The sequence below is a fragment of the Nocardia niwae NBRC 108934 = DSM 45340 genome, assembly GCF_001613465.1.
GTDB lineage: Bacteria > Actinomycetota > Actinomycetes > Mycobacteriales > Mycobacteriaceae > Nocardia > Nocardia niwae.
On sequence record NZ_BDCK01000057.1, the window covers coordinates 23,049 to 38,473 of the forward strand.

Sequence of the window (15,425 nt, forward strand, 5' to 3'; positions counted from 1 at the left end):
ATGGGTTTTTCTGTGCGCGTTCGTTTTTCGCGCGATCGTCCGATCAGCCCCGGGTAGGCGGCGACTCCGCGTGATCGGACGCCGGAGCCGTCACCCGCGGCGGCGCCGGCGTCACCTCACCGGGCCCGGTGCTGGACGCCGGAGCCGTCACCCGCGGCGGCGCGGGAGTCGCGTCAGCGAGATCGGCGCTGTTCGCTTCGGAGCCCTTCTCCCGGACCAACCGCAGTGGCGGCCGCGTGGACGGAGCATGCACCACGGCCGGAACATCCCGATTACGACGGGTTTTGGTCCACGGCGTGACCGTGGGCCCGCCTACTTTGGGCGTGGCCTTCGCCGGACGTTCGGACTTCGGCGCCGTGGGTGCCGACATGCGCGGCTGCGGCACGGCTCGGCCCCAAGGAGTGGCCGCCGCTCCCGGACTCTGCCGCGCCGCAAGCGGAACTCCTGGGGAATCGCCCAGAACGGGGCCTGCGGCCGCAGGGGTTCTCCCAGCGGGTACCGGGTCGGCGAGTCCAGCCGCTTCGGAGGCCCGACCGGATGGGCGGGCATCGGAGTCGCCCGGCGTTCGCGCCGCAACCTCCGGCGCCGCGTCGTGCACGGCGTCCGCTCCAGCGTGCGTGGACGTCGCGGACGGCCTTTCGATTCCCGCCGGTCGGTCGGCCGCGCTCAGGTCCACCCCGTTCGGCGCGACCTCCGGTGCCGCGGTCCTTTTCCCGGATTCCCAAGCCGACTCTCGTCCTTCCGACCCAGCCGGCGGGGAAGATCGCTCGCCGGTCGGAACCGGCGTACCCGTGCCGCCTTCCGATCCGTTTCGATCGGCCGCCCGTTCCGCGGCGCCCACCGCGTTCGGGGTGTCGCGTAGCGCGACGGGGACGCGCGCGTCGATTCCGGGCCCCTCGAGACCGATACCCGCCGCCGATGCGTTCGGGCCGAACCGCGACTTCGGCTGTTCGCCGCGCTGGAACGGAACTTCCCGCTCCGTCGCGGAGGGGCCACGCGGAGCGCTCGGATCGGTGGCGGGGTGCTGCGCCGCGTCCTCGAACGGCGTCGATGTCGTGAAATCGAGTGTCGAGACGTTATCGGCGAATGTCGCCGCGTGCCGCATGATGTCGTCGGCGTGATCGTCGAGCACCTTCGCGAAGTGCTGCACCGCGTCCGGATCGATGCGCAGCGGAGCCGGTCTGCTCGACGACGGGATGTCGAGCGCGTCGCGGGTCGCGTCGTAGACGATTCCCTTGACCATGTCGTCGATGGCCTTTTCGAGCGGTTCGATCGCCTTGCCGATGACTTCGGCGACGATGTAACCGATCAGGTACTGGGCCATCTCCTCACACAGCTTGCGAGCCGCTGCGGCGACCAGCGGCGCGGAAGGCGCCAGCGGCGGCGTGAGCATCATCGAGGTATAGGCCGCGGCCAGGGCGGCGAGTTCGGCCAGTACGGCGACCTTCACCACGGTGATCACCGTCGCCGCGGCGTCGAGGGCCTGGCCCACGATCTTGCACGCGCTGTCGAGTTGCTGCATGTGGGCGGCGCTCATGCCCGCCCAGGTGGCGACCAGTTGCTGATAGGACTCCCCCGAGTAGAAGGCGCCCATCTGATCGATCACGCCGGTCGCGGAGTCGTGCGTGTCCCGCACCTGGGCGGCGAAGGTGCGCACATGCCCGGCGAGGGCGCGGACGTCGTCCTCGTTGATATCCGGGTAGGGAATACCACAGATGTTGAGAAACAGCGCGACCTCGCTGGGGATATTTATGGCCACGCGATCCTCCCCATGGTCACCGTGTCACAGCACCCGCACGACGACGGAGTTGCTATCCATGCGCGACCATTTCACCGTCGACCCCGTGTAGGGCGCCTCGATGACCATGCCGTTGCCCGCGGCCAGCTGCACGTGCTCCGGCCCTCTGGTGCTGAAGGAGGAACCGGGGAACACCAGGTCACCAGGACGCACGTCGTCGGGGTGCACCCGCACCCCGCTGTAGATCTGCTCATAGGTGGTGCGGGGCAGCACCACTTCGCCGTTGCTCGCCTGGGCGATGGCGTATTGCGTGAGGCCCGAGCAGTCGAATCCGCCGCCGCTCGGACCGCCCGCGCCACCACCGCCCCACACATAGGGGGTACCTAGCCAGTTGCTGGCGGCCAGCACGGCGTTGCCGCCCTTGGTTCCGTCCGAGCGCAAGGCGCTCTTGCGGCGCAACCGGGACGAGGAGCTGGACCTGGAGCGCGTCCGTCGCCGCCTGCGCGGCGTCGTACCGTGCCTGGCCTGCCGGGTCGCCGGCGTCGCAGGCGGCATGATCTGCGCGGCCTGCTGCCGCGCGGCGGCGACATCGGCGTCGACCTGCTTGGTGGCATTCGAGATGGTGGTTTGGGCGGCATCCAGCAGGGCGGGCCCGCTGAAGCGGGTGTCGGCCACCGAAGCGATCGCCTGTATCCGGCTCTGGAAATCCGCGATGTGGTTGTTCAGACGACCGCGGCCGTTGACCGTTCCGTCACCGGACTCGCCCACGGCTTTGCCGACGACGCTGTCCTTGCCCGCGTGCGATTCCGCGATCGACATCTGCATGCCGTGCGCCTCGCCGTACCGTAGCGCCACCGCCCCGGCCTGGGGGCGCAGATCGGCGGCGAGCGCTTGGGTCGTGGTGGCCGCCTGGCCGGCGGGCTGACCGTCGCCGTACAGCGCGAGCAGCGATCGGAGTACTCCGTCCAGGTCGTTCGTCAGTGCCGGTGCCATTCGACCGACTCGCCATCGCTCATCACCGACCGCCTCTCACACTCTCCAGCTATTGTGTCGCCCGAACCGAATCGGTCGTATTCCCATTCGTGGGTGGGCAATCGAACTATGCGCCACTTCCCATAATCGGGAAGCCGAGACAATGGATGTGACTTCTGGAAGGCGGTGGCGACGGTATGGCCCCAACGGCAGCGGAGACCAAAGCCAAAAAAGCATCGGCGCTGGCGTCCACCCCTCTGGCCAGTGTGGCCTCCGAGGTCAAGCATTTCTGGCTGGTGGACCTGCACTGCCCGCCGGGAGCCTCGGAGGGGCTGCGCGCCTATATCGCGATGGCGGACACCGCCATTCAGACCGCCGTCGACCTGCTCGGCCGCGGCATGACCACTCCCCCGCCGAAAGTCTCCGACCTGCTCGAGCCCGCCATCTACAAAGCGCTCGGCAAAGGCGAGGCGGACGACGAGTACCGCAAGACGATCGACAAGGTCGAGGCCAGGCAACTGCAGTTGCTGCAGATGGATGACAAGGTGGTCAAGACCTCTGTCACGGTGGCCGCCGAACAGGTGCAGGCGCTGCGGTCCATCAAAACCATCGTGACCGAGCTCAACACCAAACTGAAGGCCGCGGGCACCGGCAAACTGAAGCCCGCGCAGGAGCTCCCGTTGCTCAAGGCGGTCGCCGCCGCCGTGGAGGCGGTATACGACAAGGTCACCGCCATCGCCGACCTCAACGAGGACATGGCCAACGGCAAAGGGAACGGCAACTCCAACGGCGGCGGTCAGAACACCGGGGGCGGCACGGCCGGTGGCGCCAACGGCGGGGGCGGCGGCGGTGACGGTGGTCTTTCCTCGTTGCTGCCGATGCTCGCGATGCTGCCGATGGCCGCGATGCCGCTGGTATCCCAGATCCCTGAGATGTTGCAGAACGCCGAAGAGAACAAGGCGAAGAAGGCCGAGGAAGACAAGAACAACGCCGCCCCGGGTCAGCCCGGACAGGCGCCGCCGCCCGGCAATCAAGGCCAGCCCGCGGCCGCGCCGCCGCAGGGCGATCCGAATGCGCAACCGGCCGCCGCGCAATCGGCCGCCGCACAGCCGGAAACCGCGCCACCCGGCGGCATCACCGCGGCACCGGCAGCAAATACCGCGCCGCCCGCCGAGCAGGATGGAACTCCGGCCGCTACCGCGGCACCCGGCGTGATCCCGGCTCGGCGGACCAGGGACGGATCCGCGACCGCCCGGACGGGCAGCGAGACCGCTCAGGACGCGGAGACCGAGGGCGAAACGGCTCCGGAAGAAAGTTCCGTCATCGAGGCGTAGTCGCGTCGAGCCGCCTTCGAAGGGCGGAGGCGGAAGAGATCTCGCGTGCCGGCGGTTCGGCATTCCACGGGCCGAGCCGCCGCGCTCACGGCGAGAGTATCGATCGCCGAGTTCGGTACCGGCTACTCAGTAGCAATGTGGTGAGAGCCGTGCGGATCGCACGCTCCACCGTGGCAATCGGCGTCGTCGACCGTCCACACAGCGCGCATTTCCGTGCGCAGTACCGGTGCTACCGGAAGTCCTTCGGAGTCCCGCCCTTCCCGATGCGCAAGGTGGACGGCTGCCACATTCCTGTCACTGCTCGGCGAATATCCGGAGGCGCTGTGACGGGTCCCCGGCACGGCCGGACTTCCGGGAACATTCCTCAGCGACCGACGTATCGAAGTCCGGCTCACGGCGCGGCGGGATCGCACCCACCACGCCGTGCCCGGATCAATGAACTGCCTTACCTGCGCCGCACTTTCACGACTGCTCCGGAGGCGCCATCGGCGGCGGCGGGGTCGAAGGCGCGGCCACGACGGTGGGCGGCGGCCCTCCGGCGACCTCCGGTGCGGTGACCGACGGAACCACCGCGGGCGGGGCGACCCGCTCGGGCTGCACGGCGGTGGACACCGGCGCCGGTGTCGAGACGAACTGGGGATGCAGCGTGACCTGTTCGTGCGCGTAGACGGCGTCGCGCAGGGTCTGCCTGCTCGTCTCGTTCGCCAGCAGCAGCACCAATTCGTTGCAACGCCGCTCGAAAACCATGCTGCGCAGAGGGGACGCCCCTACGTCCAGCCGCAGCTGCCCGATCTCCACCCGGCCCACGTCGACCCGCTGTCCCAGCATCGAGGCCGACAGCAGATCGTCGGCGTCCCGCAGTTCGTCCCACAGCTCGCGCGGCACCGGTCTTCCGGCTTGCAGTTCAGCGAGGATCCGTTCCCGAACCCGGCGCGAGGTCGCGGCTTCGACGGGCGCCGGTCCGGAGCGTCCGACCTGCCCGTGGGCGTCGACGGCCAGTTCCACGCAACGCGATCGCACCTGTGCGTCGGGTACCGACGAGACATGCTCCAGGCCGGCGATCGAACCGGTCAGACCGAGCCGGTCGGCCGTATCCGGTGTGAACTCGCGCAGGTCGACGTCGTAGGACGGGGCGACGAGCCCCTCCATCGCCGCTTCACCGAAGCGGTTGCGCAACCCCGGATCGATCGGGCCGGAGGACACGAGCGCAGACAGACTCGCGTTCGCCTTCGCACCCCAGGCCAAACCGAATTCCGCCAGGACCCGGGCCGGATCGGTGACTCCCTCCCACGGCGATCCGGCGCCGTCGTCGGCGGCGAGCAACTCGTCCCAGTTCCACGGAGTGGACACCTCACGCGGCAGGAACAATCCGGCGGGCAACCACCCACGTCCTTCGTTCGACGTGATGAAGACGCCCGTTCCACCGGGACCCCGCATCACCGCGACGGCCCAGGCCATGCCCATCGGGGAGTCCACCGCGGCGAGCACGCTCCCGAGCAGCGTCCTGGCCAGCACCAGATCGTCGTTCACCTGGCCGCCTACCACGTACGCGGGCTCGCCCTCCTTGTCCTTCGCCGAGGCGACGGCGGCCGCGAACGGGCTCGCCACCGGCACCGGCATGGGCGGCAGATCCGACCGGCCCGTCGCGCCGGTGGGCGGCTGCGTGACGCCTCGATCGTCCGGAGCCCCGTTGAGCGGGCCGACTCCGGCGGGCGGCATGCCCGCCGTCGACGGTGCTGTCACGCCGGTGCTCGACGGGCCACCCGGTGTCGTCGTCGTTCCCGTCGCGTTCGGCGTGCCGGTGCCATTGGCGCCCACCGGATCCGGCGACGCGGCGGTAGCGCCGGGCACGCCCGCACCGGTCGGGGACGCCTCGCCCGGTTTGCCTTGCGAAGCGGCGAGCGGGTCGGTCTGAGTGCCGTCGGGGGCGGCAGAATCGCGGCCGGCGGAACCGGGACCGGACGTCACCGGGTCGGCATCGGGCGATGCCCCTGGCGTGGACACGGAGGGCGGCGGCGTGGGGCGGTCCGTACCGACCGGATCGGTCGAGCTTCCCGGGACCGGGGACGGGTGATCGGTGAGACCGGCCACCTGCCGGATGTGCTGGGCGAAGTCGTCGTCGGATTGCTCGTAGGCGTCCGCGGACGCGCGCAACGATTCAGCAGTGCGATCGTGTTCGCTGGCCAGCGCCTCGCCCGCGCGCTGCCGTGCGTCGTAGTACCGCTCCAGCGCCTCATAGACCGGGTAGGCGATCTTGCCGTAGGTGGGCAGGAAGTTGGCGAGCCATTCCGCCGGCGGCTTGGCCCATTCCCTGGTATCGGCGGCCACCCGACGGTGTTGGTCGGCCAACTGACGCAAAACCGCAGGGTCGATTTCCAGGCTGCTGTTCGGCATGCTCGATCAGATCCTTCCCACCACACGTCCCCTTATTGTCGATCCTTCCCATTGATGGGGAGTGCCTGGCGGTCACGCGATTCGGCATTTGCCAGTGACATCGAGGGCGCCGTTTGTCGACAGCTACTGATCAGCGGCCTGGCCCCGCGGTGATGGTCGGGCGGCGAGCCGGAGCTGCGGCGGGTGTGGGAGCCGGTGCGTTGAAGGCCGGATGACCCACGATCTGCGTGTGCGCGTACATCGCGTCGCGCAGAGCCGGTCGAGTCGCCGCCTCCGCCAACAGCAGCACGAGTTCGTCGCAGCGCCGTTCGAAGACCATGGCGCGCAGGCCGCTCATCTCCGACGCGTACCGGCCGTCGGTGCGGTCGGCGCGCAACTCGCCGAGCGGGATCCGCGAGACATCGGCGCGCATCGACAGCATCGTCGCGGTGAGCAGGTCGTCGGCATCCCGGAGTTCCTCCCACCACTGCTGGGGCACTTCGCGGCGCTGCCGCAACGCTTCGAGGATTCGTTCGCGTGCCGCGGGCGCTCCCAGCGCGGCCGGGGAACCGAGACCGGCGCTGCGGACCCGGACGTGTGCGTCGGAGGCCAACTCCCAGCATCGCAGCCCGATCTCCGACTCCGGCGTGGCCGCGGCCCGCTGCACCAGAGCCGGGGCCGCGATCAATTCCAGACGGTCGACCAGACTGGGCCTCGGCGCGCTGAAATCCATCGCCGACGAGGCGGTCACCTCCCCTTCGATCGGCACCTCCCCCAACTGCCGTCGAAGTTCGGCGTCGACCTCTTCGGAGGAGACGACGGCGGTCAGCCGAGCACCGGACTTGCGCCCCCAGGCGATCCCGAACTCCGCCAGCACGCGCGCGGGGTCGGCGACCCCCTCCCATGCGCTCTCGGTCACCTCCCACACCCACGGCGTGGATATCTCACGCGGCAGGTACAGCCCGGCTGGTATCCAGCCGCGTCCCTCGTTCGAGGTGACGAACGCGGCGATCCCGCTCTGGTGGCGCATCACCGAAACCGCCCACCCGAGGCCGAGGACCGCGTCGCCTGCGGCGGCCAGGACGCCCCCGAGCAGCGTGCGGGCCAGCACCAGGTCCCCGTCCACTCGCGCCCCCAGGACGAACGCGGGCGCCGCCGAGGTCATGGCCGCACCGACGACGTTGCGCATCGAATCGTCGCTGTCGTCGGCCTCGTCCTTGCCCGCGTCCGCGCGCTGCTCGTTCCGCTCGGGCGGCTGCGTCTTGCCCGCAGCGCCCGCACCGGGAGGCGGCCCCGCGCCCACCGCCGTGACCTTGGGCGCGGCGGCCGGGGCGCGCGATTCGCCGGGTGGAGCCGTGGTCTGCTTCGCCTGCACTTGCGGCGGACCCGAACTCGCCTGCGCGGCTGGAGCGGAGACTGCCGGTCCGGAGGGACCGCTGGATGCCGCCGAGGCGGCCGGTGCTGGTGACGCCAGGTAACCCGGCGTCACCACGGGCGGAGGAAGGACAAAGGGCGGTGCCACCGATGCCGCCGGGTCGGCCGCGGACACAGCGACATCGGTGAACTGCTCGTGTGCGGCGGCGGCGTGCGTTTCCGCCGACGAAACGGTGGTGGAGCGGTCACGGGTCCCGGACTCGGCCTCGTCGACCGAGACATCCGAGCCCCGTCCGTGCGAATCCTGCGCGTCCGAACCGGGCGCATCGTGGTCGCCGCCGTCCGCCGGCACTCCACGATCGGAAGCTATCGGCTCGGTATCCGTGAGCTGCGCGCGAGGCGGGCCGCCCGCGGTTGTCAGGCCGGGTCCGGCGTCGGTGGCGCCACCGGGAGTATGGCTCACGGGGACGGCTGTCGTTCCGCTGGGCGGGTACTGCCCGGGTACCGGGTCCGTAGCCGGAGGTTCGGTCGAAGTGTCCTGGTTCGTGCGGGGATCCGGCTCCCGGCCGACTTCGTCTCCGGGCAACGACGGGTCGGCCGTATCGACGACCGGCTGCTCGTCCACGTTCTCCGGGATCACCACAACGGGCGTATCGTCCTTCGGCCGATCGGTCCGCGGCGATCCGTTGTGCCGTGGATCGCCGGAGTGGTCGGTCGCGGGCCGGTGCTGTCCCCGGTCGCCCGCACCGTGGTCGTTGCCGCTGTGATCGGTCGCATTGCGATGACCCGGTCCCCAAGGCCCCGGCTGCCCCAGCGCGTCGGCGATCAATCCCAGGCTGGGCAGCCCCTGTGGGCTGATCGAACTGAGCGCCGCCCGGACGACATCCTCCACGTCTTCCCTTGCCGCGGAGATCATTCCGGGAATCCGGCTGCGAATGGCCTGGGCGTCGGATTCGTCGTCCTCCGCTGCGGCCGCGCGTTTGGTCGCGTTGACCCTCGCCGTAGCCTCCTCGACGATGTCGAGGATCTTGTTGCGGGTCCGGTACACCAGGTCGGAGAAGTCCCGGAAGGTATCCGCCGCGGCCTCCAGCGCGTCGGCGAACGCCTGCGGATTCATCCCCTGGCGCACCATGTCGTTCTTGACCGGTTGCAGCCCGGCGCTGGAACGGGCACTTTCGTCGAAGTCGCGTCGTCTGCGGTCGGCGTCGAGCAGATCCAGCGCCCCCGCACCGTCCCGCGCCAGACGCTCCAGCGCACTCCAGTCCCCCGGCGAGATCGCCGGCCAGTTGTCGCCGACAATGGCGTCCCAGTACGGACTGTCGCGCTCCGGTTCCATCAGCGAATCAGACGTACTCGGTACGACTGCGCACCGCGGCGGCGCCCGCGCGATCGGCGTCACCGTGGGTGTACGACACCTGGGCGGTGACCGCTGTCGTCGCGTCCACTCGACGGCCGTTGGCCCGCACCGCACGCTCGAACGTGGTCTTGATCCACTGTGTGTGCGCCACCAGTCGGCGATCGATCTCCGATTCGGGCCGCCGCGGCGCGACGAAATCACCGCTGATCTGCTGGACCTGGCCGCCCACCGTGGTGATCGCGGTCCGGAACTTCCGCGCGGCGGCGACGACTTCGTGCGGTTCGTCGGTATCGAATTTATCGGTCATGTCGCTGTCCTGTCTCGCCGTAGCGGCGGTCGGCACTCAGGTGTCGCGTCGGAACTCGGCTTCCTCCATGGCGCGATACGACGCCTCGGTCGGAAGGTCGAACGAATCGATCGTGTAGGAGCGGGTGCCCTTGAACTCCATCTCCGCCCGCAGCCCGACCCGCGACTTCGCGTGCGCCAGCCGCGCGAGCTTGACGATCTGCGACGCCAACCACTCGTCACCGTTCTCGCGGGCGTCATCGGTGATGTACAAGCCGATGATCTCGCCGTCCCGGTCGCATCCGACGCCGACGGTGTGGTCGGGGTTGAACACCTCGTAGGTCATCTTCCGCCAGTCCGGTACGACGGCTTCCCGCTCGTCGACACCATCGACATCGTCGACGTCGTAATCGTCCATGTGGATCGAGTGTATGTCGGTCATCGGCTGCTCTCCGAGAATCGTTCGCCGGGCTGCGGATTGATCAGATAATCGGCGTCGTCGGCCATCGCTTCCAGGCGCGCGGCCAGCGCGGACCAGGCGGAGTCCTCGATGCGCATGATTTGGCGCATCTGCCAGAACCGTGCCCCGAGGTACAACTCGCCGGTGCCGTCCGGGGCCGCGTCGAGATGGTCGGGACCTTCGGTGGCCGGGTTCAACGTCACCGCCGTCACCGGCGGGCGACCGTCGTCGACGTTCACGAGCGTCGCGCCGCCGCCCGGGATGAAACTCTGCCGCAGCCTGGCACTGCTGCCGATCGCGACGTCGGCGCTATTGGTAGTGATGGTGACTTCCGGATTCAACAGCAGTTGCAGCACCCACGAGCGGGCCGCCTGCTCGGGGTGGTCGGCGTTGATCGCGATCGTCAAGGTCGCGGCCAAGTCGATCACCAGGACCGCGTCGGTAGTGGTGACACCGGCGATGACCAGACGGCGGGCGGTGCCCGTCGGATACGGCAGGTCGTCGGCGGCCAGGGACACCACGTCCGCGCCGACGCCGCCACCGGTGGCGGGATGCGCGGAGACGGTTCCGGTGGCGACATCGATCGTGTAGGCGACGATGATCTCCGAGATGCCGTCAGCTACGCCGGCCAGCCGGACCAGCCCCTCGTCGTGCAGCCACCGCACCGTATCCGCGACGGTGACATCCGGTGCGGGCTCGGTCATCAGGCCTGCCCCGAAGCGGTGGCGACCGGCTCGTCCACGTCGATGGGGTTCTCCATGACGCTCTGGTACTGCCGCGCCGCGTCGGCGGTGCTCTCCCGGATGGCGGCCATGATCTCGGTGACCAGTTCGGGGCAGGTGAGCCGGTCGGCCGTGCCCGGCGCGAGGTAGAGATCGGTCAGCCTGCCCATCGCGTCGACTTCCGGGATGACCGCGCCGCTGGGCGACGGCCTGCGGGCGCGAATGTTGTCGATCTTCTCTCGCATTTCGGCGATCCGGTGCCGCAGATCCCGGGCGGCGTCCAAGGCCGCCTGCACGTCCGGGTGGATGGAACTCACGACGCCACCTCGCTGCGCTCACTCATGCGTTACCTCCGGGTTGGGAAGGGGTTTGATTGCTCGGCGCGGGCGTCGGCGGAGTCACGGTCGGAGCAATGGTCGGCCGTTCACCGATCACCGCTTCGGTGTGTGGTGTGTCGTCCACGTACATCAAGCGGTCGGGGTGCCACGCCACGACGCGGTTGCGGTCGTTGTTGCCACCCGAGTTGCCCATGCCCGGCGCCATCGGCATGTACGGCATCATCGGCGATCCGCCGCGCGCGGCGGCGGCGTTGGCGGCCGACGATGTTCCGAGCGGTTCGATCACCGGTGTGCGCGGCATGCCCGAACCCAGGCTGGCCGCGGCGGCCACCGGCAAGGCGCTCGCCTGAACGGTTTCCGCTTCGACATCCGGGATGCCGAGGCCGGGACTGCCCGCGGGCATCCCGCTCGGGCTGCCCGTACCGAGCCCGCTGGGGATGCCGAGGTCGTCGTAACCGTAGTCGTCGAGACCGTAGTCGTCGTAGGCGTCCGACGTATCCGACTGCCCGAGCTGACTCAGCGGCGCTCCGGCCGACGCCATCGCACTCATCAGGGCGGGCAGCATCTGGGTCAACGCGCTGCTGTCGCCGCTGCCGCTGCCCTTTCCGGCGCTTTCGCTGGTTCCTTCGCTCGCGCCCACCTTCGAGCCGACCTCGGTGGAGTAGCCGGTGATCGTCTCCGCCGAGCGCGCGTTCTGCTCGTTGAACTTCGCGAGGGCGGCCTGGATGCCGAGTTCGTTCTTGGAGCGCATCGCCGCGATGAGTTCCTTGCGCGCGGCGATGATCTCCTCCGGCGTGGGGTGTTTGGCTTTCGCGGTCCGGAATGCGTCGCTGTAGGTATCGATTCCGTCGGCCAGCATCCCGAGGCCGAGGCCGAGCTGGTCCAGCCACCCGCGGCGCTGGCCGAGTTCCGCGGCGGCCGCGGAGCCGACCGGTTCCCAGTTCTGCATCGACTTCGCCGCCGAATTCACGCCCTCGATCGCCGCGAGGTGCGGACCGCCGGCGAACTTGCGCAGCGCGTCCGCGAATCCCTTCGCCGCACCGGGGCCCGGGCCCGCGTGCAACTGCTGAGCGAAAGTCAACGGGTCGACGGCTGCGCTCGCGGCAGGGAACCGCAGACCCGGTGGACGCCGTTGGGCGATCTCCTGTACGTCGCCGACCGGATTGGCGAGGACCTCGCCTCCGCTGCCGTTGATGGTCCGAGCGCCGTCGTCGTCGGCCGCGGTGTAATCGGCGGCTGCCGCGCCGATGTTGTACGCGGTCCGCTGGATATCGGTGAGGACACCCGCCATTCCGTTGAACAACGAGGCGGCCTGCGCGTTGAGTTGCGGCACCGCGGCGGCCGAAATCGGGTCAGCCCCTGCGGGCACTACCCACCCGCCGGGTATCGCCGCGCCGGTGTCGCGCGCCATAGCGGCGAGTTTCGACGCCGCAGCGACGAGTTCCTGCGGATCCACCTTCAGCGCCATCGCGACCTCCTCTCCTCATCTGACGCACTGCTCGCGCAAATCAGCCCGCGATTGTCGCGACATCCGGCGTTGGCGCGTTCGGTGACTGATCGACCGTGCCGGGCGTACCCGAGGGCGAGCCCGCGTTCGCCGGCGCGCTCACTTCGATGCCCTTCGGATGTGCGAAGCCCTCGAACGTGTTCTTCTCCGATGCGATCTCGGGCATCTTCGTGTCGAAGGGCTTCAGCTCGCCCTTGACGATGACCTCCAATGTGCCACCTTGGTCGGCAGGGAACACAACAAGGACCGCGGTCGAGTCCGTCCAAGCGGCGACGTCGCCGGTCATCAGCTCGAAGTCACCCACAGGACTGCCGATGGCCTTCCTCCGCGACGACTGCGGCACCGACTCCCACGACCAGCTCGCCGGCGTCTTCTCGTAGGCCTTCTGCGCATCGGTTTCGGCGCGGTTGCCGAACGCCGCGTCGAGAGCTTGGGCGACCATGGCGGACACCTTCTGCGTACGTCCGTCGGGGAACGTGTAGGTCACGCTGCCGTCCGCATCCGGTGTTCGTCCGGGCGCGACCGCGGGCTGAGTGGACGTCGTGCCGGTGGGGGCCGTGGCGTGCTGCGTCGCCGGGGCCGTCGTGGACGGCTGCGCGACCGCGGGCTGGGCCGTGACCGGCGGCGCCACCGGCGGCGGGGCCACCGCATCGAGCTCGTCGTCGTAGCGCCTCGGATCCAGGTCCCTGCGACGACTGTTCAAGTCTTGATCGGCCATGTTCCGCATCATCGCCTGCTGCATCATCATCGGCAGCATGGAACTCATCAGGTCCATGCCGGAGCCCATCGGCGACGTGGCGGGGGTCTGCGGCACGCTCGGCGTGGTGGGTGTCATCCCGCCCGGCGTGGTCCCGCTGGGGTCGAGGCTGCTCGGCGTCTGCCCGGGCGAGCCGGGGCTACCGGGGCTACCGGGGGTGTCCAGATCGGGCAGCGTCGTACTGGGACTGGTCGGATCGTCGAGACCGTCCAGGCCGGGGGGAAAGGTACTGTTGTCCACGGCCGGGGGGATCGTCGGGTCGTTGACACCGGGCGTCGTCGGCCAGTGCGAGTTGTCGACGGGAGGCGGATTGCCCGCCGGGTTGGCCGCCGCCGCCTCCAGTTTCTTTATCTGATCTTGCAGGTCCTTGATCATCTTCGTCTGATCGTCGATGTCCTTGGCCACGCCGCTTTGCCCCTGCCTGACCACATCGATTTCGCTCGCCAGGGAATCGTTGGCGTCGGTGACCCAAGTCAAGATGTAGCTGTCGATCTGTATGCCCTGAGGTGGAGCGGTAGGCGCCATCGCGACGATTTTCTCGTCGATTACCTTGTTGGTCGCGTCCTGCCCCGCCTCGGACCATTTCCCGGATTCGCGTACCGATTTCACCAGTTCGGTAACGTTGCCGTTCAAGTCGGTGTACGACCGCTGGAGTTGCACCGCCACTTCCGCGTAGTTCGTGAAACTGCCGACATTCGCAGGGGCGACCTGCGGCACATCCGGAGCTTTGGGAGGGTCTCCCTTGGCATCCTTGCCCAGAATCTTCCAGACCCCGTCGAAGTTTTGATACAAGGTCTTGAAGCAGGAATCGGTGAAGACCGAGAAGACCCATTCAGGGGGGTAGTTGCCCTCCTGAATTGCCTTTCGGTCGGGCATCAGCATCGGGTGCATGTCGGCCATGGCGCCACCCCTCAGCTGGTGCTAAATGTCGTCGATGCATTGAGTGGCTTGGTCGGCAGCGTCGTGAGGTACTGCTGCCCCTGTCCCGGACCCGAGCCCGGCCCTGAATGCCCCACGCCCGAAAAACCGGCACCCAGGCCGGCGCCGGTCAACCAGCCGCGGGCACCATTCAGTGAGACGCCCCTATTGCCGAACGCCGTTCGGATATCCCGGCCCCATGTTGCTCGGGCTATCGGGGTAGGGGTTCTGATAGCCGGGTGTATCGCACCGTCGAGCATCCGCCTCGCCACATTTCGCCCGCCCAACGTCGCGAACGCACCCCGGGCGGCGCCGCCGGCCCCGCCTCCCAGCAAGGACAAGACGCCGGTTTCGACGCCATTATTCAAGGACTCGCCCCAGCTTTTGTCTTCGACAGTTTTGTCCCAGAGGGTTTCCGCCGCGAAGCCGGCAATGGCACTGCCCGCCGCAACGCCGATCGCCGTGCCCACACCCGGGACAACCGACCCGAGCGCGCCACCAGCAAAGGTGACACCGGTGGTCAGCGCGAACTTACCGATACTCGACCATGAAATACCGAAGGGCATGGGATCACCTCTAGGATGCTAGGCGGAGCGCCGGTACACGGCGGCATGCTGATCTTCACGTGCGTCCATCGCGGCCGACCCGACCTGGGCCAGAGGCTCGCAAGGCTCGTGCCTCACCACGGCAAAGTCCGCCTTTCGATCGAACTCCCCCATCGTCGATCGAAGCGGCATACCCGACGATCGACCATGAGTGAGACCTACTTTCGACGTCTTCATTGTCGAGGCTTCCCAACTGGGGGAAGCGCAGCGCTGGCAGAACCGGGGAGGCCGGTCCGGATCCATCTACACTGACATGCGCGAATTGTCCAGGCTGCCAGATCAGTTCACAGCGACTTGTGAGGATGGGTTGGATGAACGCCTGCGGCCCACTGCTCGAACCTATCGCTCGGGCATCCTCCACCTGCCGATGGCACCGACAACCGGGGGACGATCATGACCTCTGCTGAAATCTGGCCCACCGGGGTCGAGCTGACAGCGCAAGAGCCGGAAACAGCGGAAGATCAGCAGACCGGCCCCGTGACGCCGTGGTCGAGTCGGCCGGATCAGCAGCGGTCACGGCCGAGCACGGCGGTACCGGGACAACCGGGCGTTTCTTCTCCGCCGGGTCAGCCGGGCGCTCCGGCACCCGGTCAGACCACTGGCGCCGGGCAGTCGGGTTCGGCTGGTTCGCCGGGTGTTTCGGGTCCGTCGGTGCCGGGTCAGGTGGTGCCTGGTCAGGCGGGCC

12 protein-coding genes are annotated in these 15,425 nt (G+C 68.8%); 1 reads left to right on the forward strand and 11 read right to left on the reverse strand.

Annotation, left to right across the window (positions count from 1 at the left end; translation table 11 throughout):
* Positions 1 to 43 precede the first annotated feature (43 nt).
* The gene (locus NNI01S_RS31630; RefSeq protein ID WP_063025000.1) at positions 44 to 1,759 is read right to left on the reverse strand and encodes a WXG100-like domain-containing protein; all 1,716 of its coding nucleotides are present in this window, start codon (positions 1,757 to 1,759) and stop codon (positions 44 to 46) included.
* Positions 1,760 to 1,783: 24 nt separating this feature from the next.
* On the reverse strand, positions 1,784 to 2,731 hold the full coding sequence (locus NNI01S_RS31635; protein ID WP_063025002.1) for a C40 family peptidase: 948 nt from the start codon (positions 2,729 to 2,731) through the stop codon (positions 1,784 to 1,786).
* 176 nt (positions 2,732 to 2,907) lie between these two features.
* Here NNI01S_RS31635 and NNI01S_RS31640 point away from each other — a divergent pair, with 176 nt between their 5' ends.
* Complete coding sequence (locus tag NNI01S_RS31640) at positions 2,908 to 4,044, forward strand: hypothetical protein (RefSeq protein WP_157115128.1); 1,137 nt, start codon at positions 2,908 to 2,910, stop codon at positions 4,042 to 4,044.
* Between the two features lie 462 nt (positions 4,045 to 4,506).
* On the opposite strand, the gene NNI01S_RS31645 is transcribed toward NNI01S_RS31640, so the two are convergent.
* From NNI01S_RS31645 to NNI01S_RS35060, 9 genes are all read right to left on the reverse strand, one after another.
* Positions 4,507 to 6,438 (reverse strand): type VII secretion target, encoded by a 1,932-nt coding sequence (locus NNI01S_RS31645; protein WP_063025006.1) that lies wholly within the window; start codon positions 6,436 to 6,438, stop codon positions 4,507 to 4,509.
* Between the two features lie 130 nt (positions 6,439 to 6,568).
* Positions 6,569 to 9,127, reverse strand: coding sequence for a hypothetical protein (locus tag NNI01S_RS31650; RefSeq protein ID WP_063025008.1), 2,559 nt, complete (start codon positions 9,125 to 9,127; stop codon positions 6,569 to 6,571).
* Positions 9,128 to 9,134: 7 nt separating this feature from the next.
* Complete coding sequence (locus tag NNI01S_RS31655; RefSeq protein ID WP_063025010.1) at positions 9,135 to 9,455, reverse strand: hypothetical protein; 321 nt, start codon at positions 9,453 to 9,455, stop codon at positions 9,135 to 9,137.
* Between the two features lie 36 nt (positions 9,456 to 9,491).
* On the reverse strand, positions 9,492 to 9,875 hold the full coding sequence (locus tag NNI01S_RS31660; protein ID WP_063025011.1) for a hypothetical protein: 384 nt from the start codon (positions 9,873 to 9,875) through the stop codon (positions 9,492 to 9,494).
* Positions 9,872 to 10,597: a hypothetical protein gene (locus tag NNI01S_RS31665; RefSeq protein ID WP_063917777.1), complete on the reverse strand. Its 726-nt coding sequence runs from the start codon at positions 10,595 to 10,597 to the stop codon at positions 9,872 to 9,874. The genes NNI01S_RS31660 and NNI01S_RS31665 overlap by 4 nt, the downstream gene beginning before the upstream one ends.
* A complete protein-coding gene (locus tag NNI01S_RS31670) occupies positions 10,597 to 10,932 on the reverse strand; it encodes a YbaB/EbfC family nucleoid-associated protein (RefSeq protein WP_063025013.1) in 336 nt (111 codons plus the stop codon). The genes NNI01S_RS31665 and NNI01S_RS31670 overlap by 1 nt, the downstream gene beginning before the upstream one ends.
* A gap of 22 nt (positions 10,933 to 10,954) precedes the next feature.
* A complete protein-coding gene (locus NNI01S_RS31675; RefSeq protein ID WP_063025014.1) occupies positions 10,955 to 12,421 on the reverse strand; it encodes a PPE domain-containing protein in 1,467 nt (488 codons plus the stop codon).
* A 40-nt stretch (positions 12,422 to 12,461) separates the two neighbouring features.
* On the reverse strand, positions 12,462 to 14,117 hold the full coding sequence (locus NNI01S_RS31680) for a hypothetical protein (protein WP_063025016.1): 1,656 nt from the start codon (positions 14,115 to 14,117) through the stop codon (positions 12,462 to 12,464).
* Between the two features lie 11 nt (positions 14,118 to 14,128).
* A complete protein-coding gene (locus NNI01S_RS35060) occupies positions 14,129 to 14,701 on the reverse strand; it encodes a hypothetical protein (RefSeq protein WP_157115129.1) in 573 nt (190 codons plus the stop codon).
* Positions 14,702 to 15,425: the final 724 nt, after the last annotated feature.